Origin of the sequence: Pedobacter sp. KLB.chiD (assembly GCF_047040275.1) — a bacterium.
GTDB lineage: Bacteria > Bacteroidota > Bacteroidia > Sphingobacteriales > Sphingobacteriaceae > Pedobacter.
The window spans coordinates 5,101,931-5,118,007 of record NZ_CP178207.1 but is presented as its reverse complement, the minus strand read 5'-3'; the positions used below and the strand labels follow the sequence as shown (position 1 = coordinate 5,118,007).

10 protein-coding genes and 2 tRNA genes are annotated in these 16,077 nt (G+C 40.2%); 2 read left to right on the top strand and 10 right to left on the bottom strand.

Going from position 1 to position 16,077, the window contains the following annotated elements:
• Window positions 1–138: 138 nt before the first annotated feature.
• The 4 genes from ACK1I8_RS21235 to ACK1I8_RS21220 form a co-directional block, all read right to left on the bottom strand.
• The gene (locus ACK1I8_RS21235) at window positions 139–1,716 is read right to left on the bottom strand and encodes a thioredoxin domain-containing protein (RefSeq protein ID WP_412467248.1); all 1,578 of its coding nucleotides are present in this window, start codon (window positions 1,714–1,716) and stop codon (window positions 139–141) included.
• Window positions 1,717–2,222: 506 nt separating this feature from the next.
• Entirely contained in the window at window positions 2,223–2,831 is a 609-nt protein-coding gene (locus ACK1I8_RS21230) for a TetR/AcrR family transcriptional regulator (RefSeq protein ID WP_412467247.1), read from the bottom strand.
• Between the two features lie 581 nt (window positions 2,832–3,412).
• Window positions 3,413–3,486 (bottom strand) — tRNA-Asn (locus ACK1I8_RS21225).
• 394 nt (window positions 3,487–3,880) lie between these two features.
• The gene (locus ACK1I8_RS21220; RefSeq protein WP_412467246.1) at window positions 3,881–7,132 is read right to left on the bottom strand and encodes a carboxypeptidase regulatory-like domain-containing protein; all 3,252 of its coding nucleotides are present in this window, start codon (window positions 7,130–7,132) and stop codon (window positions 3,881–3,883) included.
• A 378-nt stretch (window positions 7,133–7,510) separates the two neighbouring features.
• Here ACK1I8_RS21220 and ACK1I8_RS21215 point away from each other — a divergent pair, with 378 nt between their 5' ends.
• Window positions 7,511–8,011, top strand: coding sequence for a GNAT family N-acetyltransferase (locus tag ACK1I8_RS21215; RefSeq protein WP_412467245.1), 501 nt, complete (start codon window positions 7,511–7,513; stop codon window positions 8,009–8,011).
• Window positions 8,012–8,609: 598 nt separating this feature from the next.
• On the opposite strand, the gene ACK1I8_RS21210 is transcribed toward ACK1I8_RS21215, so the two are convergent.
• The 4 genes from ACK1I8_RS21210 to ACK1I8_RS21195 all read right to left on the bottom strand — a co-directional run bounded on the left by ACK1I8_RS21210 (window position 8,610) and on the right by ACK1I8_RS21195 (window position 12,505).
• On the bottom strand, window positions 8,610–9,983 hold the full coding sequence (locus ACK1I8_RS21210; protein WP_412467244.1) for a YeiH family protein: 1,374 nt from the start codon (window positions 9,981–9,983) through the stop codon (window positions 8,610–8,612).
• 16 nt (window positions 9,984–9,999) lie between these two features.
• Window positions 10,000–11,442 (bottom strand): phytoene desaturase family protein, encoded by a 1,443-nt coding sequence (locus tag ACK1I8_RS21205; RefSeq protein ID WP_412467243.1) that lies wholly within the window; start codon window positions 11,440–11,442, stop codon window positions 10,000–10,002.
• 4 nt (window positions 11,443–11,446) lie between these two features.
• A complete protein-coding gene (locus ACK1I8_RS21200; protein ID WP_412467242.1) occupies window positions 11,447–12,196 on the bottom strand; it encodes a molybdopterin-dependent oxidoreductase in 750 nt (249 codons plus the stop codon).
• 235 nt (window positions 12,197–12,431) lie between these two features.
• Window positions 12,432–12,505 (bottom strand) — tRNA-Asn (locus ACK1I8_RS21195).
• Between the two features lie 143 nt (window positions 12,506–12,648).
• Here ACK1I8_RS21195 and ACK1I8_RS21190 point away from each other — a divergent pair.
• Window positions 12,649–13,569, top strand: coding sequence for a PfkB family carbohydrate kinase (locus tag ACK1I8_RS21190; RefSeq protein WP_412467241.1), 921 nt, complete (start codon window positions 12,649–12,651; stop codon window positions 13,567–13,569).
• Between the two features lie 132 nt (window positions 13,570–13,701).
• On the opposite strand, the gene ACK1I8_RS21185 is transcribed toward ACK1I8_RS21190, so the two are convergent.
• Together ACK1I8_RS21185 and ACK1I8_RS21180 are read right to left on the bottom strand one after the other, a co-directional pair.
• Complete coding sequence (locus ACK1I8_RS21185; protein WP_335317619.1) at window positions 13,702–13,944, bottom strand: cytochrome b5 domain-containing protein; 243 nt, start codon at window positions 13,942–13,944, stop codon at window positions 13,702–13,704.
• Window positions 13,945–15,386: 1,442 nt separating this feature from the next.
• Window positions 15,387–16,076: a lycopene cyclase domain-containing protein gene (locus ACK1I8_RS21180; protein ID WP_412467240.1), complete on the bottom strand. Its 690-nt coding sequence runs from the start codon at window positions 16,074–16,076 to the stop codon at window positions 15,387–15,389.
• Window position 16,077: the final 1 nt, after the last annotated feature.

Genomic DNA, 16,077 nt, shown 5'->3' with positions numbered 1-16,077 from the left:
TTGTCCTTTCACGCAAGAACAACTTAGGCGATACCAGTAACGCTGGTACTCGTTTTGGGGCAATACGTTTCGAACCGGTTGCCCCTTTTTTGTACAAAAAATTTTTATCACTTTTGAGGTTTCACATCTCAAATAGCTTTAAGTAATCAAATACTTGATATCTTCCAGTGTATAGGGTTCAGGGAGTTTGTAACCATTCACTAAAATGGTAGGGGTAAATGAAATTTCAGCCATTTCACACCATTGTTTCTGCTTTTCGGTAATACCATTTACAGCTGTATCAAAGTTGACAGGGTATTTTACGGCCCAGTCGTTATATTGTTTTGTTTTTTGCATGTACCAATCGTTCAATGCATCTTCTACAAGTTGCGCATTATTTAGCGTGGTGAGTGCGCTGATATGTCTCGACACCTTTGTACGGTCATCATCCTCATGGTCTGCTGTAGTAAAAATAATTTTCAACTGTATATCTTCTCTATATTTCAACCACTCATCAATAGTCCGGTGGGCCTTTGCACATGGTGCGCAGAAAGGGTTACTTACCATAGTAATTACAGTATCAGCCTGGGGGTTTCCTAAAACTATCGGCATGAGTTCATTACTTACGGCGTAGCAGGGCTGGTTTTTCAGAACCTTGTCAAACAGGTCGCTATTGTACTTAAACTTATTTAGCTGTTGCTTCAACGGTTGAAATTGCACAGCTTGCTCAAAGAATGGTTTAAGTATATACCATATTGTTATTGGTAACAGGAATGAAAAAGGAACAAGGTAAAAAGCAGATATTGGAACGTTATTAAAACTAAAAAACCAAAGTTTAAAAACCAGCACATTTATGCAACCCAGTATTAAAAGACCTTGCACCATACAGCACAACGCACACCAGTTTTTATGCCTATATTGATAAGTTATAGAATAAACAGTATAAGGCATTGCCAATAGGTTAAAACCGGCTATAAGAAACAAGGAAGAAGGGGTTATTAGCAAAGAAAGCAAACCACCGGTGAAATAAATGAAACCAATTTCGCTCCAGCTAAGCCAATTGGTTAGCTTCGAGGCATCTGTTTTTAAAATAGCATTACAGCCATTCTTACTACCCAAACTGCAAAGGTTTTGTACAAGGTAATTATTATTATCAACGCTCGATACCAATAACAAACTGGTAATAACCACACCCAATATGTTAATGACCAACTGAGTGTAATAAGGCAAAGTTAAAATTGGAAACAAAGCATAAATCCTGATACCTATTCCTACCAATAAAATAGTAAAAAGCATGGGAATCTTCAATATCTGAAACAGATCTTTCCATCTATTTTGGTTGTATTCTGCCTCTCCGCTATCCTCATCAGCTTCTGCCCGTAAAACTATACCATTCCACTTCTTCAGAAATTCATTTTCTGACATACTCGAATTTTGACGCCTCCCATCAAAATAACCTATGCTTCCATTAGTTGTCGAGTTTATTAGAATGATATTTCCTCCATTTTCAGCAAAATGAGCTATAAAAGGCACTTCCAAGTCTTTGTAATTTTCTTTTGGTATTACATTGGCTTCATTTGCAACCCGCCATTCTGTTAGACAATCACTAATAGCCATCATACTTGGAAAGTCGGGATGCCCTACCAGTGTTTGGGAAAGTCCAACTTTACTATGTTTAACCTTTAACGATTTTAAAAATTGGTGTACAACTAAAAAGGCATTTGAATATTGCTTCATATAGATATGGCTACTAATGGTTAGATTTTTCTACTTTTTAAAATTTTAACTGCTATTAACAATGCATTTGAATCTAATTTAGATTTAAAAATTCTTCGAAGTGGTGACATTGTAGTTTTTTTTAAAAAAATAATTACTAATAAAATTTACTATAAAAAAATTATTGTTAGTAGTTATGAAAACGAATATAGACAAGTTTAAACCTAACAATCACTCCATTAAAGAATGTTTTAATAGACACTTTTATTAACAAACCAAGAGCATAGCTGCTAATCGGATATAAGAGAGATATCCTAGTTAAGAAATAACAAAGCTGCTAAACAACTAGTATTAAAGCCAATAGAGACAAGCTAATGATTTATGCTGGATATAATGGAAAGCAATAGTACCGCACTATTTTGAGACATAGCTATAAAAACTTTGAAGACAGTTTGACGTTAACGTAAATCATTAAAAGTGATTATAGTTTAATATAAGATTCATCTTAAATAAAAATCACCTTAAATCTATTCAAGAGCATGATAAATTAACTGGGTAATTGTCTTGCGAAGCTTTTGCCTATCTTCAGGATCATTTATATCCAATTCGCAAAACGAGCTATCATTGACACGTCGATGAAGATTTAAATAGTATATGCCTGCAACCAGAAGAGCGCTAAGAGACCTAAAATCGATCGTATTATCCGAAACTTCATCATCAATACGGGCAAGAAGACTACCGGCTTTAATCTCTCTAGTTCTGGATATGCTGTTTAACAACTCATTTCTTTCGCTAATCTCCCAATATATTAATTCCTGCATTTCCTCACTGTTATTAAAGTAGTCAAACTGTTCAACTAGGAGGCGGGATACGAATTCCTTTAATCCCTCGTCAGGACGCTGTACGAACGTTTCAGCATTATTGTTTGTCCTAAGCCAGTAATCCCTTTGTAGGACATAGGCTTCTATTAAACCTTCAAACCCCGAAAAATATCGATAAATCAAACACTTGTCTACCTCTGCACGTTTGGCAATTTTATTAACACCTAACCCAGTATAGCCTGATTCCTTAATGATTTCTCCTACGGCTTCAATAAGCTTCGCTTTTGTAATCTCTTTATCTTTGATGAGCGTCATGATAGTAATTTAGATAATTTTAAATTTAGTAATCGATCAATATATGAAATCCCTGTTGAGTATTTTGGCACCTACTGCTATCATTCAGACAGCAAAAAAGTATCAAATTATTCTGTTCCAACACTAAATCCGATAGAAGCTTGGTTAGAAAACCTAATCAAATGAGAAAGATCCTATGACCGTTAGCTAAATTCATAGCTAATTTACAAATAAATGCTTTGCATAGTTACAAGGAGTAATACTGTCAAATCATTTTATATAATAATAGGACTAAATACAGCCTACAGCGAGGTTTTGATTTATTTTTGGAGAAAATCCGATAATAATCGGGTAAAATTTCATTATCCTGATAAACCGTTCCTTACAATATCAGCAATTGAAAAGATATTAGAAAGCTGGAAAAATTCTATTATGGAAATAAAAAACCATTCCATTGGCTATAAATTGGGGTTTATGTAATTTTCAGCATTAAAATTCGAATTATCCATAACGATCCCCCTTCGCCGCACCTAGGATAAATCTCTCGCCCAGCTTAATTTTTAAACAAAAAAAAGCGGATAACTTTCATTATCCGCTTTATGCTCCTTCTGCTGGGCTCGAACCAGCGACCCTCTGATTAACAGTCAGATGCTCTAACCGGCTGAGCTAAGAAGGAATCCGGCTATCCAAAAAAACAGCTGATTTTAAACTTTTCAGCAAACATCCGCTTGTTCGTTTTGGGAGTGCAATATTAGTGCTTTTAAATTATTTATGCAAAAAATTATTTAATTATTATTTAAGAAAAGAATCTTCATTTTAAAACGCTGGATCATACTATTAATTTAACACTGAATATCAGATCATTAAAAATCAGAAAAAGGATCCATGGTGATTGATTAATATATTCTGCTGTTATATTGGCGAAGTAAAGCCTCTTTTAGGTTTCATCTTGTTTAACATTGTTACTAAGTAAACTTTGTCGCTTAACTATCAATAAGGTGTGCCGCTAAACAAAAAACGGCCTGACCCTGATCAGGTCAGACCGTTAAAACATACTATTTTAAAAAAGATTAGAAACTATATCTTAATCCCAATTGCATCTGGTAACGTGAGGCAAAGAAATCTTTAGAATATGAGGTTACATCTTTTTGTGCAAACGTATAAACCGGATAAGTGGTTGGTGTTCCGGCGGTTGCCACTTTGATACCCATACTGGCCATCGAGTTATAAGTATTAGGAGAGAAATACTGAACTCCCCAGTTTTTATTCACCAGATTGGTCAGGTTAATGATATCATAGGTTAAGGTAAGCACATGTGGATGTTTTCCTTTGGCCACCTGTATGTCCTGAGCGAAGCGGAAATCAGCCTGAACATTCCAAGGGGTACGTGCACCGTTACGTTCGGTAAAATCACCACGACGACTGCTTAGGTATTTATCACCGTTGATATAGTTATCAAACGCAGCTGCCTGCGCAATTCCATCAGCTGTATTGGCAAAGAATTTCTGTGTTTCGCCTACTGCAGGCACATACATTAAACTTACAGTCTGTCCTGTTCCATTGATCCTGGTGTTTACTAAACCCAATGAGTATGGAGAACCCGACTGACCACTGAAGAATAACGAGAAGTTAGATACATATTTACCGTTTTTAGCCCAATCCAATCTATAGTTGATGGTCGAAATGATCCTGTTGCGGATATCAAAGTTTGAATAAGCCAATCCCGGATTATTCGGACTAAGTGCCTGGTTTAACTGCCAGTTAGATTCCATTGAGTTACGGATACCATTGGCAATATCTTTTGATCTTCCGTAGGTATAGGCTACCATCATATCTAAACCGAAAGGAAGTGATTTACTGACCTGTGCAGTTAAGCTATATTTATATCCTTTATCGGTGTTTGATAACAAGTAGGCATTTGTGTACAAAGGATTGATTTTCGTACCTGAATATATAGGCTGTTGTTTTTGTGTATCATAAACCATGTACTTTGGATTATCTACATAGTTGATCTGTTGGAACTGTACATCTTTAATTACCTGACTGAAGATTCCCTCAACTGTAAATTTCCACTGGTCTTCTGTTTTATAATCGAAGGCCAGATTACTTCTCCAGGCTTTTGGCATTTTAAAGTTATTATCAACTAAATCTACCTGCGTAGCGCCACTGGCATCTTTAACATTTACACCTTGTTTAGTTACATAACCTGCTTCGCCATTACCGGTCAAAGCATCTCTGATCGGGTCTGAACCTGCTGCCGGTGTAACAATTTTTGCAGGATCTGCATTTGCATAAACATACGATTTATCAAAAGCACCGTAGTTTACGCCGTTATTATAATAAGCATAACCAATCCACGCAAAAGGGACACGGCTGGTAAATAAACCGGTACCGCCTCGCATGACCAAACTTTGCTTACCCAATACATCGAAATTAAAGCCAACACGCGGAGAAATCTGGATTTTGTTCAGGAATTTGCCGGTAATGGATGATGGTTGTGTGTAGGTATAAGTTGTGCCGTAATTGGCATCAACAGGCGAGTTGGTGGTTTTTGGACTCAATGCTGGCATAGTAGGTAGATTTGCCATATCAAAACGTAAACCTGGCGTTAACTTAAAACGGTCACCAATACGAATTTCATCCTGTCCATATATACTATACATATTTACATTAAATTCTGCAGTTGGATTGTTAATGATGTTATCACGGGTATTGTCGTCATAGTTGTAACTTGTACGTACCCGGTTTGGCTTGTTGGCCAGGAAATCAGCTATACTGCTGTAAGCTACACGACCGTTCCATGCATTTACGAAACCGTAGTTAATTTTGTAGAACTCATTGTGCGTACCAACCGTAAAAGTATGAATACCTGAATTGTAAGTATAGTTATCGGTAAATTCGAAAGTATTCTGTTTCATATTAAAGATACTCGCTTCGCGGTCGGTACCTAAAAACAATGTTCCTCCGTTAGCCGCAATCTCGATCTGCGGTACAGCCGGATTGGAAAGTGGATTGCGGTAATCGTGCACGGTAGAATAACCTACAATTAAATTATTGGTAGCTGAATTTCCAAAACGGGTTTTCAAATCGGCAACGGTTGAAGTCTGGTTATTGTTCTGCCTGAAATCGATACCACCAAACCTGAAGTTAAGCTGGTCTCTTTCCAGGTTTGTTGCTTTAGAAATAATGGTGTTATTTCTGATGGTCAATTGAGTGCTTTCACTGATATTCCAATCTAAACGGTTAAAGAATTTGTTTGATTGCGAATAGATATTGTAATTACCGAACGTACCTGCGTCTACACCATAAGCAGTTTTCATGTAATCAGAAATCTGCTGTGCATCATTTGCAGTAAGTAATTTCATGTCAGATGATCCTGCACCTAAAATTACGGGATCCTGACGACGGGTAATCTCTTCGTTAGTAAAGAAGAACAATTTATCTTTTATAATCGGGAAACCCACACGGAAACCGGTTTGATAATCGTGAAAAGCGGACGGCTCTTTACTGTTATCGCCGATTTTATTTCTGCCGATCAGAGAAGCATTACGGCCATAACCGTAAACCGACCCTACTACATCGTTGGTACCACCACGCGTAACCGCATTAATACTACCACCTAAAAAATTACCCACTTTAACATCGTAAGGTGAAAGCAGAACGGTAACATCCTGGATTGCATCAAGCGAAACCGGGTTGGTTCGTGTACTGCTTCCCGGCATACCAGAACTTCCGCTCTGTCCACCCAATGAAGGACTAAAACCGATCGCATCGTTATTGATTGCACCATCAATGGTTACGTTATTGTACCTGAAATTGGTACCTCCAAAAGTATTATCTTTACTACCCTGAGGCGTTACGCGGGTAACATCCTGCAAACTGCGGTTCATGGTAGGCAGGGTTTTAATCTGGCCTTCGCCAATACTGGTACCTGCACCAGATTTCGTTCCGCCTTTCTGGCCTTTCACATTGACTTCGGCCAATTGATTGCCCTGTTCCTGAAGATCAACATCAAATTTTATATCTGAGCCAAGGGTTAAATAAATGTTTTCCTTTACTACCGGATTATAACCCACAAAAGTTACGGTAATTTTGTATGGCCCGCCAGGATTTAAGTTACCGATGCGGTACAGCCCGGATTCGTTTGATGAACCTTTGGATACTGTTCCGGTGGGAATGTGCACCATAACAATGGTTGCACCAGGGATGATGCCTTTGTTATCTTTAATCTTTCCATTAATACTAGATGTTGTAACCTGAGCCTGAGCAAACGTAATCAGGAGTACAAGAATACTGATCAGAGATAGTATACGTGATTTCATTTTCTGTTGTTTTATTTTGGCACAAAACAACAGTACCAATATTAACTCAATATTAATTTCAAATTAAGTTTAACCTTAATTTAACAATATGAAAATCAGAAGAAAACAATTGGAAAACAATTCCTTAACAGCTAATTATTAGCCGGAATATGATGAAGAGCAATATGCTCAAATATCAGGCAGAAAGATGAAGATTTGATGAAGACGGTTAGTCTTTAGTCCAGAGTCGATTGGCCTGTTTGAACAGTTAAGCGTTGAGTGGTTAGGGTTTAGCCACAACTAACCTTTTTAGATAATCAACCCGTTAACCGCTACAACTCTTCCCCAAACTAACCAATGGCAATTGAACTAATAAACCCATTCTTTATCTTTGCAGCCATGAGAATAAGATTAGCTGTTACAGAAGATATACCATTTATAATGCAACTGGTGGGCAAGGTTGTCCCTTCAATGCGTGCTGCCGGAAATTTCCAGTGGGGAGATGATTATCCGAACCCTGAAGTATTTGCCAGCGATATTGGTGTTGGCCAGTTATGGGTAGCTGAACTGGAAAAAGAAATTGTGGGAGTTTCAGCTATTACTACAGATCAAGACCCCGAATATGCAGATGCCGGCTGGGACATTACCGAAAAAGCTATTGTTACACACCGCCTGGCCGTTGACCCCGATTGCCAGGGCAAGGGCATTGCCAAAGCTTTGATGCAACAGGCCGAACAGGTAGCAAAAGATTCGGACATTTCTATCTTAAGGGTAGATACCAACAGTAAAAACATAGCCACCCAGGCACTTTTCCCAAAACTTGGTTATCAGTTTAGCGGCGAAATTGGATTAGCCAAACGCCCCGGATTACGTTTCTTTTGTTACCAAAAGTTATTGTAACCTGATTTGGCCAAAAAGCAGCTTTTATTTAAGTTTGCAGGGGCCACCTATTCCTTAAACCCGATAGAAATGTAAAGCCCGGAGCGCAGCGAGGACTTGAAATGAATAGCGGGACTTCACACCGCCAAGAACTACTGCCTGCTCATTTCCTAAAACAAAGAATTCTTTTCCATCACCATACAGGAGTAACTTCTATTTGGAGCGCAAGACCTTTGCACAATACTACATGTTTTCCGCTTTTAAGCTTCGCTGCCTCGTACCGCGTCGCTGCAGGATAATAATTAACCGACGGCCTGTATCAGCCAGGAAATTCAATCTGCCTGGATAAATCTGTCTTTCTGAGTGGCGCGAAGATGCTCTAACAGATGAAATACAGAAACAAGGGATGCTCCCTTAAGGATTATGTTTAATTAAAGAAAATGCTCATATGAAACAGATAATTTATTTGTTGTTTATTGCTATTATGGCATTCATGCTTACTTGGAAGGTTTTCCCGGCGTTTAGCATGACAACCAGAAAGGGGTCTGAAGAGCAAAGACCAACAAATATTAATTTCGGTCCGTGGAGACACGGACCGAGACATGAGGTAATAATTTTTTTATTTAAAATCCGGCACTGGGAATAAATATCCTCCAAACAGGATATAAGCCCATAACAATGTCCAAAAGATGTTGAAAATCTGAGCGGTTACAAAGGTGAACGCCGGCCGGCCACCCTGCAGTTTTACCAGTGATGAAAATTTGGCTTCCATACCGATGGAGATAAAAGCAATGGCAAACCAAACGGTACGCAAGCCATTTAAGGTGGGCGCTACATTTTTAGCGGTGGCTGGCGAGAGTAAGAAAGAGAATACCAGTGATGCCGCAACAAAGCCCAGTACAAATTTCGGGAAACGCTCCCATACAATTTTCAGACCCGGGCTTTCCGCTTTAACCAAAACCTCACCATTTTCGCCTTTGGGTTTTTTATAGGCCCACCATATGGCGATAAAAAATGCCGCCACACCGATAAATACATTCTGCGAGAATTTTGCAATCACCCCGGCTTTAACTGCTATTGGTCCAACCAGATCGCCTGCCGCAGTAACCGTTGCAGTGGTATCTAATGTACCACCCAACCAGGCACCTCCAATAACATCAGGGATATGAAAATACCTCACCGCCCAGGGCTGGATGATCATCATCGGAATGGCCATAATTAACACCAATGTGGTTACGTAAGAGAGTTTGCGTTTATCGCCATTAATGGCTCCTGCAGCAACTATCGCTGCTGAAACGCCACAAATAGATACCGCTGAAGCTAAAATCACACCAAATTCATCATCCACTTTTAACCTGCGGCTCAACCATAATGAGAAAAACCATACGGCCGTTACTACAATAACCGCCTGGACAATTCCGGGTAAACCAGCTTTAATTAAATCGGCCGATAAAATGGTAGTGCCTAAAATAACCAGACCAGTTTTGATATAAAATTCAGATCTTACTGCCTCTTTCAGCCAATCAGGCAGTCTTAACACATTACCTAAAAAAATTCCGGTCAGCAAAGCAAACACCACATATTCCAGTCCGAGATAAGAAACGTTTTTATTGCCGCCAATGATGAAGGAAATGATCGCAAAAAAGTAAATGAGAGAGAAACCTGCAGCAAACCTCGCTACATTACCTCCAGAAAGACCAATGGCTATGGCTGCAAGTACCAGAAAAACTGCACCTGTTTCTAAAATGAGCAATAAATTCCCTCCTGAAAGAATTTTATTAAAAAGATCATCAGAAGTAGCCCATTTATAAGCGGGTAAAGTAATTGTTGTACCGTTATGGGTTAAATAAAGTACGGTGGCAATAATGATCGTTCCTAAAATGACCGCCCACCAATCTTCGGTAAGCGATTGTAAAAATGTTTTTTTGTCGGGCGTGATCCCTGCATCTGTTAAAGCTTCTGTAGTTCCTGAAGCATTGTTCTGTGTTGACATCGTTTTTTCTTTAGGGTTATCTGATTTTTATATTGAAAATATCTTTTAAAACTTTTTTTGCGGCATTGTAGCCGCACATTCCATGTACGCCACCTCCCGGCGGAGTAGAAGACGAGCAGAGGTACAATCCTTTGGCGGAAGTTTTATATGGCGACCACCTCAAAGCCGGTCGGGTAAATAATTGTCCCAGGTCTAGGATCCCTCCGTTAATATCTCCTCCAATGTAGTTGCGGTTATGCGCTTCCATCTGTTCAGTATTCATCGTGTGCTTGGCAATGATCCGATCTCTAAAGCCAGGCGCAAAACGCTCTACCTGATTTTCGATCAGGCTTGTCATATCCTGTTTCGACCCGTTGGGAACATGGCAGTAAGCCCAGGCCGTCTGTTTTCCCTCAGGTGCGCGCGAAGGATCAAACAAACTTTGCTGCGCCAAAAGCACAAAAGGTTTTTCAGCCTGCCGGCCTTTACTGGTCATCAGCTCACCAGCCGCTATTTCTTCGAAAGTATTACCCAGGTGTACTGTACCTGCGCCAAGGCATTCTTTAGCGGTAAACGGAATCGGCCCGTTTAATGCCCAGTCTACCTTAAACACCCCCATACCATAGCGGTAACGTTCAAGCTGCCATTTATAAATATTGGAAAATTGATGCCCGGCGATCTGCAGTAACTGTTTCGGGGTCACATCAAAAAGCACCGCATGGGTTGAGGGCAATTGATTTAAAGATGTAACAAAAATTCCGGTTTCGATTTTTCCGCCCAGCGATTTAAAATAACCAGCCAACGCTTCGGCAATAAATTTTGACCCGCCTTTAGGTATCGGCCAGCCCTTAAGGTGACCTGTGGCCATTAATACCAAACCAATGGCTGTGGTGCTTAAATTGCTTAGCGGTTGTATGGCATGTGCAGCCATTCCGCCAAAAAGGCCCCGGGCGTGTTGGTCTTTAAAACGTTTAACAAAACCTGTCGCACTGGTCAATGCTTTTAGTCCGAAGCCTGCCATTGCCAATGGATGTTTAGGGAAATGGAGAGGTCCCAGTGCATCTTCATCAATGAGTGGCCAGGCAGCCGTTATGCTTTCCATCAATGCAGTATAATTTTTTGCGTCGGCACCTAAATATTCAGCGGTTTTATCAATAGAATGATCCAGTATCGCAGCAGTTCCGTCATCAAAAGGGTGTGCTGCGGCCAAAACAGGCTGCAGGTATTCTAATCCAAAATCTGTTAGCGGCAGGGTTTTAAAAAAGGGTGAAGCCAGCGCCATCGGGTGGATCGCCGAACATACATCATGCGTAAAGCCGGGCAACGTAAGTTCAGCAGTGCTCAATCCGCCTCCAATCACCTCTTTACCTTCTATTATTAAAACGGAAAGTCCCTGTTGCTGCAAGAGAATAGCGGCGGCCAGGCCATTTGGCCCTGATCCTACTACAATTGCGTCATAATCCCGTTTTTCTGGTTTCATCTGGTTATTTTATGGTTTCCGGTTTAAATAAAACGGTTCCGTCATTTTTAATCTCCCATGCCGTGATGGGATTCATGTGATAGCCACCCGGGTTTGGGCCACGGGCTTCTACCAATTGCGCCAAAGTGGGCTGTAAATAACCGGTTTCGTCAGTAACGCGGCTTAATATTTCAGTAGCTTCACCCTTCCAATTCCACAGATACCTGAAATAAGTATGTGCTTTACTGAGCACGGGTTCCTGTAAAGTGGCCAGCTGCCAGGTTTTTCCGGCATCGGTGCTTACCTCTACTTTTTCTACCTTCCCCCTGCCGCTCCAGGAAATTCCACGTATTTCTACCCAGCCTTTATTTACCTTCTGGGGATAAGACGGACAGGTGATGATGGAACGCGCATCCAACTCAAAGCTAAACATTCTGATTTTATCTTTTACAGGGTAAGTATATTTTGACGTTTCTTCCCTGGTCATATAGGGTTCGTCTGAAAGTTCGATGCGCCTGATCCATTTAATATTCATATTGCCTTCAAAACCGGGCAGCAGTAACCTGATGGGATAACCCTGCTCAGGCCGTATGGCTTCACCGTTTTGCGCATAAACAATCATGGCATCATCCCAGGCTTTTGCAATGGGGATGCTACGCGTCATTACGGCCGCATCTGAACCTTCGGCTAAAAACCATTTGGCCTGATCGCTAATTCCTGATTCTTTATCCGCTTTTAGCTCCTTCTGCCGGGCTTCCCGAAGAATCGGGATCATACTTCCCAGCGATCCTCTGATTCATCCCGCATGTACGGGTTACCTAGAATGAGCCTACTTAAGGAATCCAATAAATCTTTCATCAAAATAAACCTGAAACAAAAAAAGCGGATAACTATCGTCATCCGCTTTAAACTCCTTCTGCTGGGCTCCCTTCGCCTGCGCTCAGATAAACTTCTCACCCAGCTCAAAAATAAAAAGCCTCACAACAATGTTGTAAGGCTTTAAAAATCTGCTCCTTCTGCTGGGCTCGAACCAGCGACCCTCTGATTAACAGTCAGATGCTCTAACCGGCTGAGCTAAGAAGGAATCCGGCTATCCAAAAAAAGAAACATAGTTAAACTTTTCAGCAAACATCCGCTTGTTTGTTTTGGGAATGCAATATTAGGGCTTTTAAATTATTTATGCAATATTTGCACTGAAAAATTTTTAAAAAAATTTAACACATATATATGAGCCTGATAATCATAGGTACTGTAGCTTTTGATGCTATTGAAACTCCTTTCGGAAAAACAGATAAAATTGTAGGTGGCGCAGCAACTTACGCCAGTTTAGCCGCTTCTTACTTTTATAATAAAGCAAAAATTGTAGCTGTGGTGGGTGATGACTTTCATCAATCAGACATCGACACTTTTACCAAACATGGTATTGATACCGAAGGGTTACAGATTAAGGCTGGCGAAAAATCATTTTTCTGGTCCGGGAAATACCATAATGATATGAACAGCCGCGATACGTTGATTACGGAATTAAATGTATTGGAAAATTTTGACCCGATTATCCCCGAGAGCTATCAGGACTGCGAATACCTGATGTTGGGCAACCTCACACCACAAGTACAGCAAACCGTGATAAAACGCCTTAAAAACCGCCCTAAGTTAATTGTAATGGACACCATGAACTTTTGGATGGATATTATGATGGATGATTTACTGGAAACCATTAAAATGGTAGATGTATTAACCATTAATGATGCTGAAGCACGTCAGCTGTCAGGAGAATATTCACTGGTAAAAGCCGCCAGGAAAATCCTTACCATGGGCCCAAAATATTTGATCATTAAAAAAGGTGAGCACGGTGCATTGTTATTTCATGAAGATCAGATTTTCTCTGCCCCAGCCTTACCTTTGGCAGAAGTATTCGATCCGACAGGTGCCGGTGATACCTTCGCAGGAGGATTTATCGGCTATTTGGCCAAAGTGGGAACCATTAACTTCAATAACATGAAAAACGCAATTATTTATGGCTCTGCCCTGGCTTCATTTTGTGTGGAGAAATTTGGAACAGAAAAGTTATTGAATTTAACCGATGAAGAAGTTGCCGCAAGAATTCAGGAATTTGTAAGCCTAAGTTCTTTCACGATAGAAGCGTAAGGAGTTAACTGTTTTTAATAACCATTTAACAGTTTCATATTGCAAGTTAGCTGCAGGCTTTAAGAAATTAGTCTTCAAGTCTGCAGTTTTTTTATTGAGTTAATGTTTTTAGCGATGAACCAGCTGCTAAAATCAATCTGGTTTGGCAAGCATAGCTATCGGAACAAACTTTTCAAACACAGCTTCGGTATGGGGTGCATCCGGCAGCTCATCAGTCAAATCCTGCCCTGCCCAATGTTCATAATGTTTCCCATTCTTCCATAACCTGCTATCCGTCATATCGTAAATCAAACCCTTATAAGCCACCCAAATCTGAGGCTTATCCTGTCCGTTCCGCAACGCAAGTTGTTGTTTGGTATAATTAGGTAAATCCATTTAATTAATTTTCGGGTTGAAGATAATCAAAAGGTTTTTAACCCTATCAGAAATATAAGGGCATATAAGCTTGTGTTTTCGTTAATGCCTTATGTTATTATAAGCAGCTATCAGTTTCAAATCAAAAGATTAATGCAAAGTTTTCTGTCTGAGCAGATTCGAAGACTTATCGGCAGGGTATTTCGATTTACAATTCCCATCTGAAGCGCAAGGTCGCTACAAAACATCAAATGCCCTTGCGCTTGTACGCTTCGCTGCCTCGTACCTCATTGCCGCAGGGTACCGCTGCATACGGGGCTAACTGGCCAAAACAGCATTTCATTTGTCAGGTCGCGGGGGCGCAGAAACGAAGTTGTTAAACCTGATTGAAATGGAAAGCCCGCATCCCGATTTTCATCGGGAGAGGACTTGTAATGGAAAGCGGGGCTGCAAACCGCCAAGAGCTACTGTATGCTCATTTCCAAGTCTTAAGATACTAACTACGTCCCTAATTTATTTCGGTCGGTGAGACACCAACCGATAGGATAATCTAATTTTTCTGCTAAATTTGTCATGATCTTAGTTCTATTCTTTGTTTAAATTTAACAATTGTGGCTTGCTTAAGACCACTTGAACTAAGATCACTTTATCACATAGATACTGATTGAAGCGGTAGCTCCCGATTGAAAAGGAGGGACTACAGGCGGAAAGCAGGGCTACACATCGCCCAGGGTCGCTGCATGCTCATTTCCGGATCTTAAGATACTAATATGCCCTAATTTATTTCGGTCGGTGAGACACTAACCGATAGGATAAAAGCTAAAATATCTTGACCAAGTGGAGCGTAAGACCTGTTCAAAACATCAAATGCCCTCCCGTTTTCCGCTTATACGCTTCGCTGCCTCGTATCTCGTTGCTGAAGGGTACCGCTGCATACAGGGCTAACTGGCTAAAACAGTATTTCATTTTTTAGGTTGGCAAGGCACAGACCTTTGTTTCTAAACCCGATTGCAATGAAAAGCCCGGAGCGCAGCGAGGACTTGTAATGGAAAGCAGGGCTGCAAACCGCCAAGAACTACTGCATGCTCATTTCCAAGTCTTAAGATACTAAATATGCCCTGATTTATTTCGGTCGGTGAGACACTAACCGATAGGATAAAAGCTAAAATATCTTGACCAAGTCGAGCGCAAGACCTGTGCAAAACACCAAATGCCCTCCCGTTTTCCGCTTGTACGCTTCGCTGCCTCGTACCTCGTTGCTCCAGGGTACCGCTGCATACAGGGCTAACTGGCCAAAACAGCATTTCATTGGTAGGGTTGCAGGGTGCATAAGCCGTTATTCCTAAACCTAAGGGATTGCAGCGAACACGAAGTGCAAAGAGGTAAAGCAAAAGCGGGGCTGATGCTGCCAAAAGACACAGCACGTACATTTTTTAAAAAATGGCATTGGATATTACAATCTGCTATGCGCTTGTTTTACCCGCTCTGCTTTTAAAAAACTCGTAAAGAAAAACATTCATCAGCAATAAACTCATTAAATAAAAATGATCTTCGAAAGGTATCGTACCTACCCTAAAACCTATATTTTCTTTATCGTTGTACATAACCACTGGAACAGCGGTTAAAAAACCATTTACGATATAAAAAGGAACAAGCGAAACCAGATAAGCCCTGTAAAACCTGTACATAAACCTTAATTTTACATTGACATATTCTACATAGGCCAGCACGATCAGCAAAAAGCCAAAATTGATCAGCGTATACCACCTGTTATAACCAAAAAACAACAGGGCTACACTAAGGCCCAAAAAAAGATTGCTTACTGCAAGACTATACTTTTGGAGGTTATTTTTCGGGAAATAGATGTTTAAACATTCGTAAATAAATACACAGGCATATGGAACAGTTAAAAAGAACAGCATCTCTTCTAAAGGTAAGCCAAAAAGGTTTATCCCCACGAGGTAATCAGGATTAAAAGACCATACGTTAAGCTTGGTAAAAAGGATATCCCAAATTAAAAAAACAATACCGGTAAGCAATATGGCAGGAAAAATAAATTTCCATTTGCTAAAAAAATAAACTTTTTTATCGAATGATAAAACCAGCGGAAAAAAAATTACGGCTATATTAATAAGTAGATAGGTATAATTCATT

Excerpts from the sequence above, each read along its gene's own strand:
- ACK1I8_RS21235 (WP_412467248.1), bottom strand. The coding sequence starts at position 1,716 with ATGAAGCAATATTCAAATGCCTTTTTAGTTGTACACCAATTTTTAAAA.
- ACK1I8_RS21230 (WP_412467247.1), bottom strand. The coding sequence starts at position 2,831 with ATGACGCTCATCAAAGATAAAGAGATTACAAAAGCGAAGCTTATTGAA.
- ACK1I8_RS21220 (WP_412467246.1), bottom strand. The coding sequence starts at position 7,132 with ATGAAATCACGTATACTATCTCTGATCAGTATTCTTGTACTCCTGATT.
- ACK1I8_RS21215 (WP_412467245.1), top strand. The coding sequence starts at position 7,511 with ATGAGAATAAGATTAGCTGTTACAGAAGATATACCATTTATAATGCAA.
- ACK1I8_RS21210 (WP_412467244.1), bottom strand. The coding sequence starts at position 9,983 with ATGTCAACACAGAACAATGCTTCAGGAACTACAGAAGCTTTAACAGAT.
- ACK1I8_RS21205 (WP_412467243.1), bottom strand. The coding sequence starts at position 11,442 with ATGAAACCAGAAAAACGGGATTATGACGCAATTGTAGTAGGATCAGGG.
- ACK1I8_RS21200 (WP_412467242.1), bottom strand. The coding sequence starts at position 12,196 with ATGATCCCGATTCTTCGGGAAGCCCGGCAGAAGGAGCTAAAAGCGGAT.
- ACK1I8_RS21190 (WP_412467241.1), top strand. The coding sequence starts at position 12,649 with ATGAGCCTGATAATCATAGGTACTGTAGCTTTTGATGCTATTGAAACT.
- ACK1I8_RS21185 (WP_335317619.1), bottom strand. The coding sequence starts at position 13,944 with ATGGATTTACCTAATTATACCAAACAACAACTTGCGTTGCGGAACGGA.
- ACK1I8_RS21180 (WP_412467240.1), bottom strand. The coding sequence starts at position 16,076 with ATGAATTATACCTATCTACTTATTAATATAGCCGTAATTTTTTTTCCG.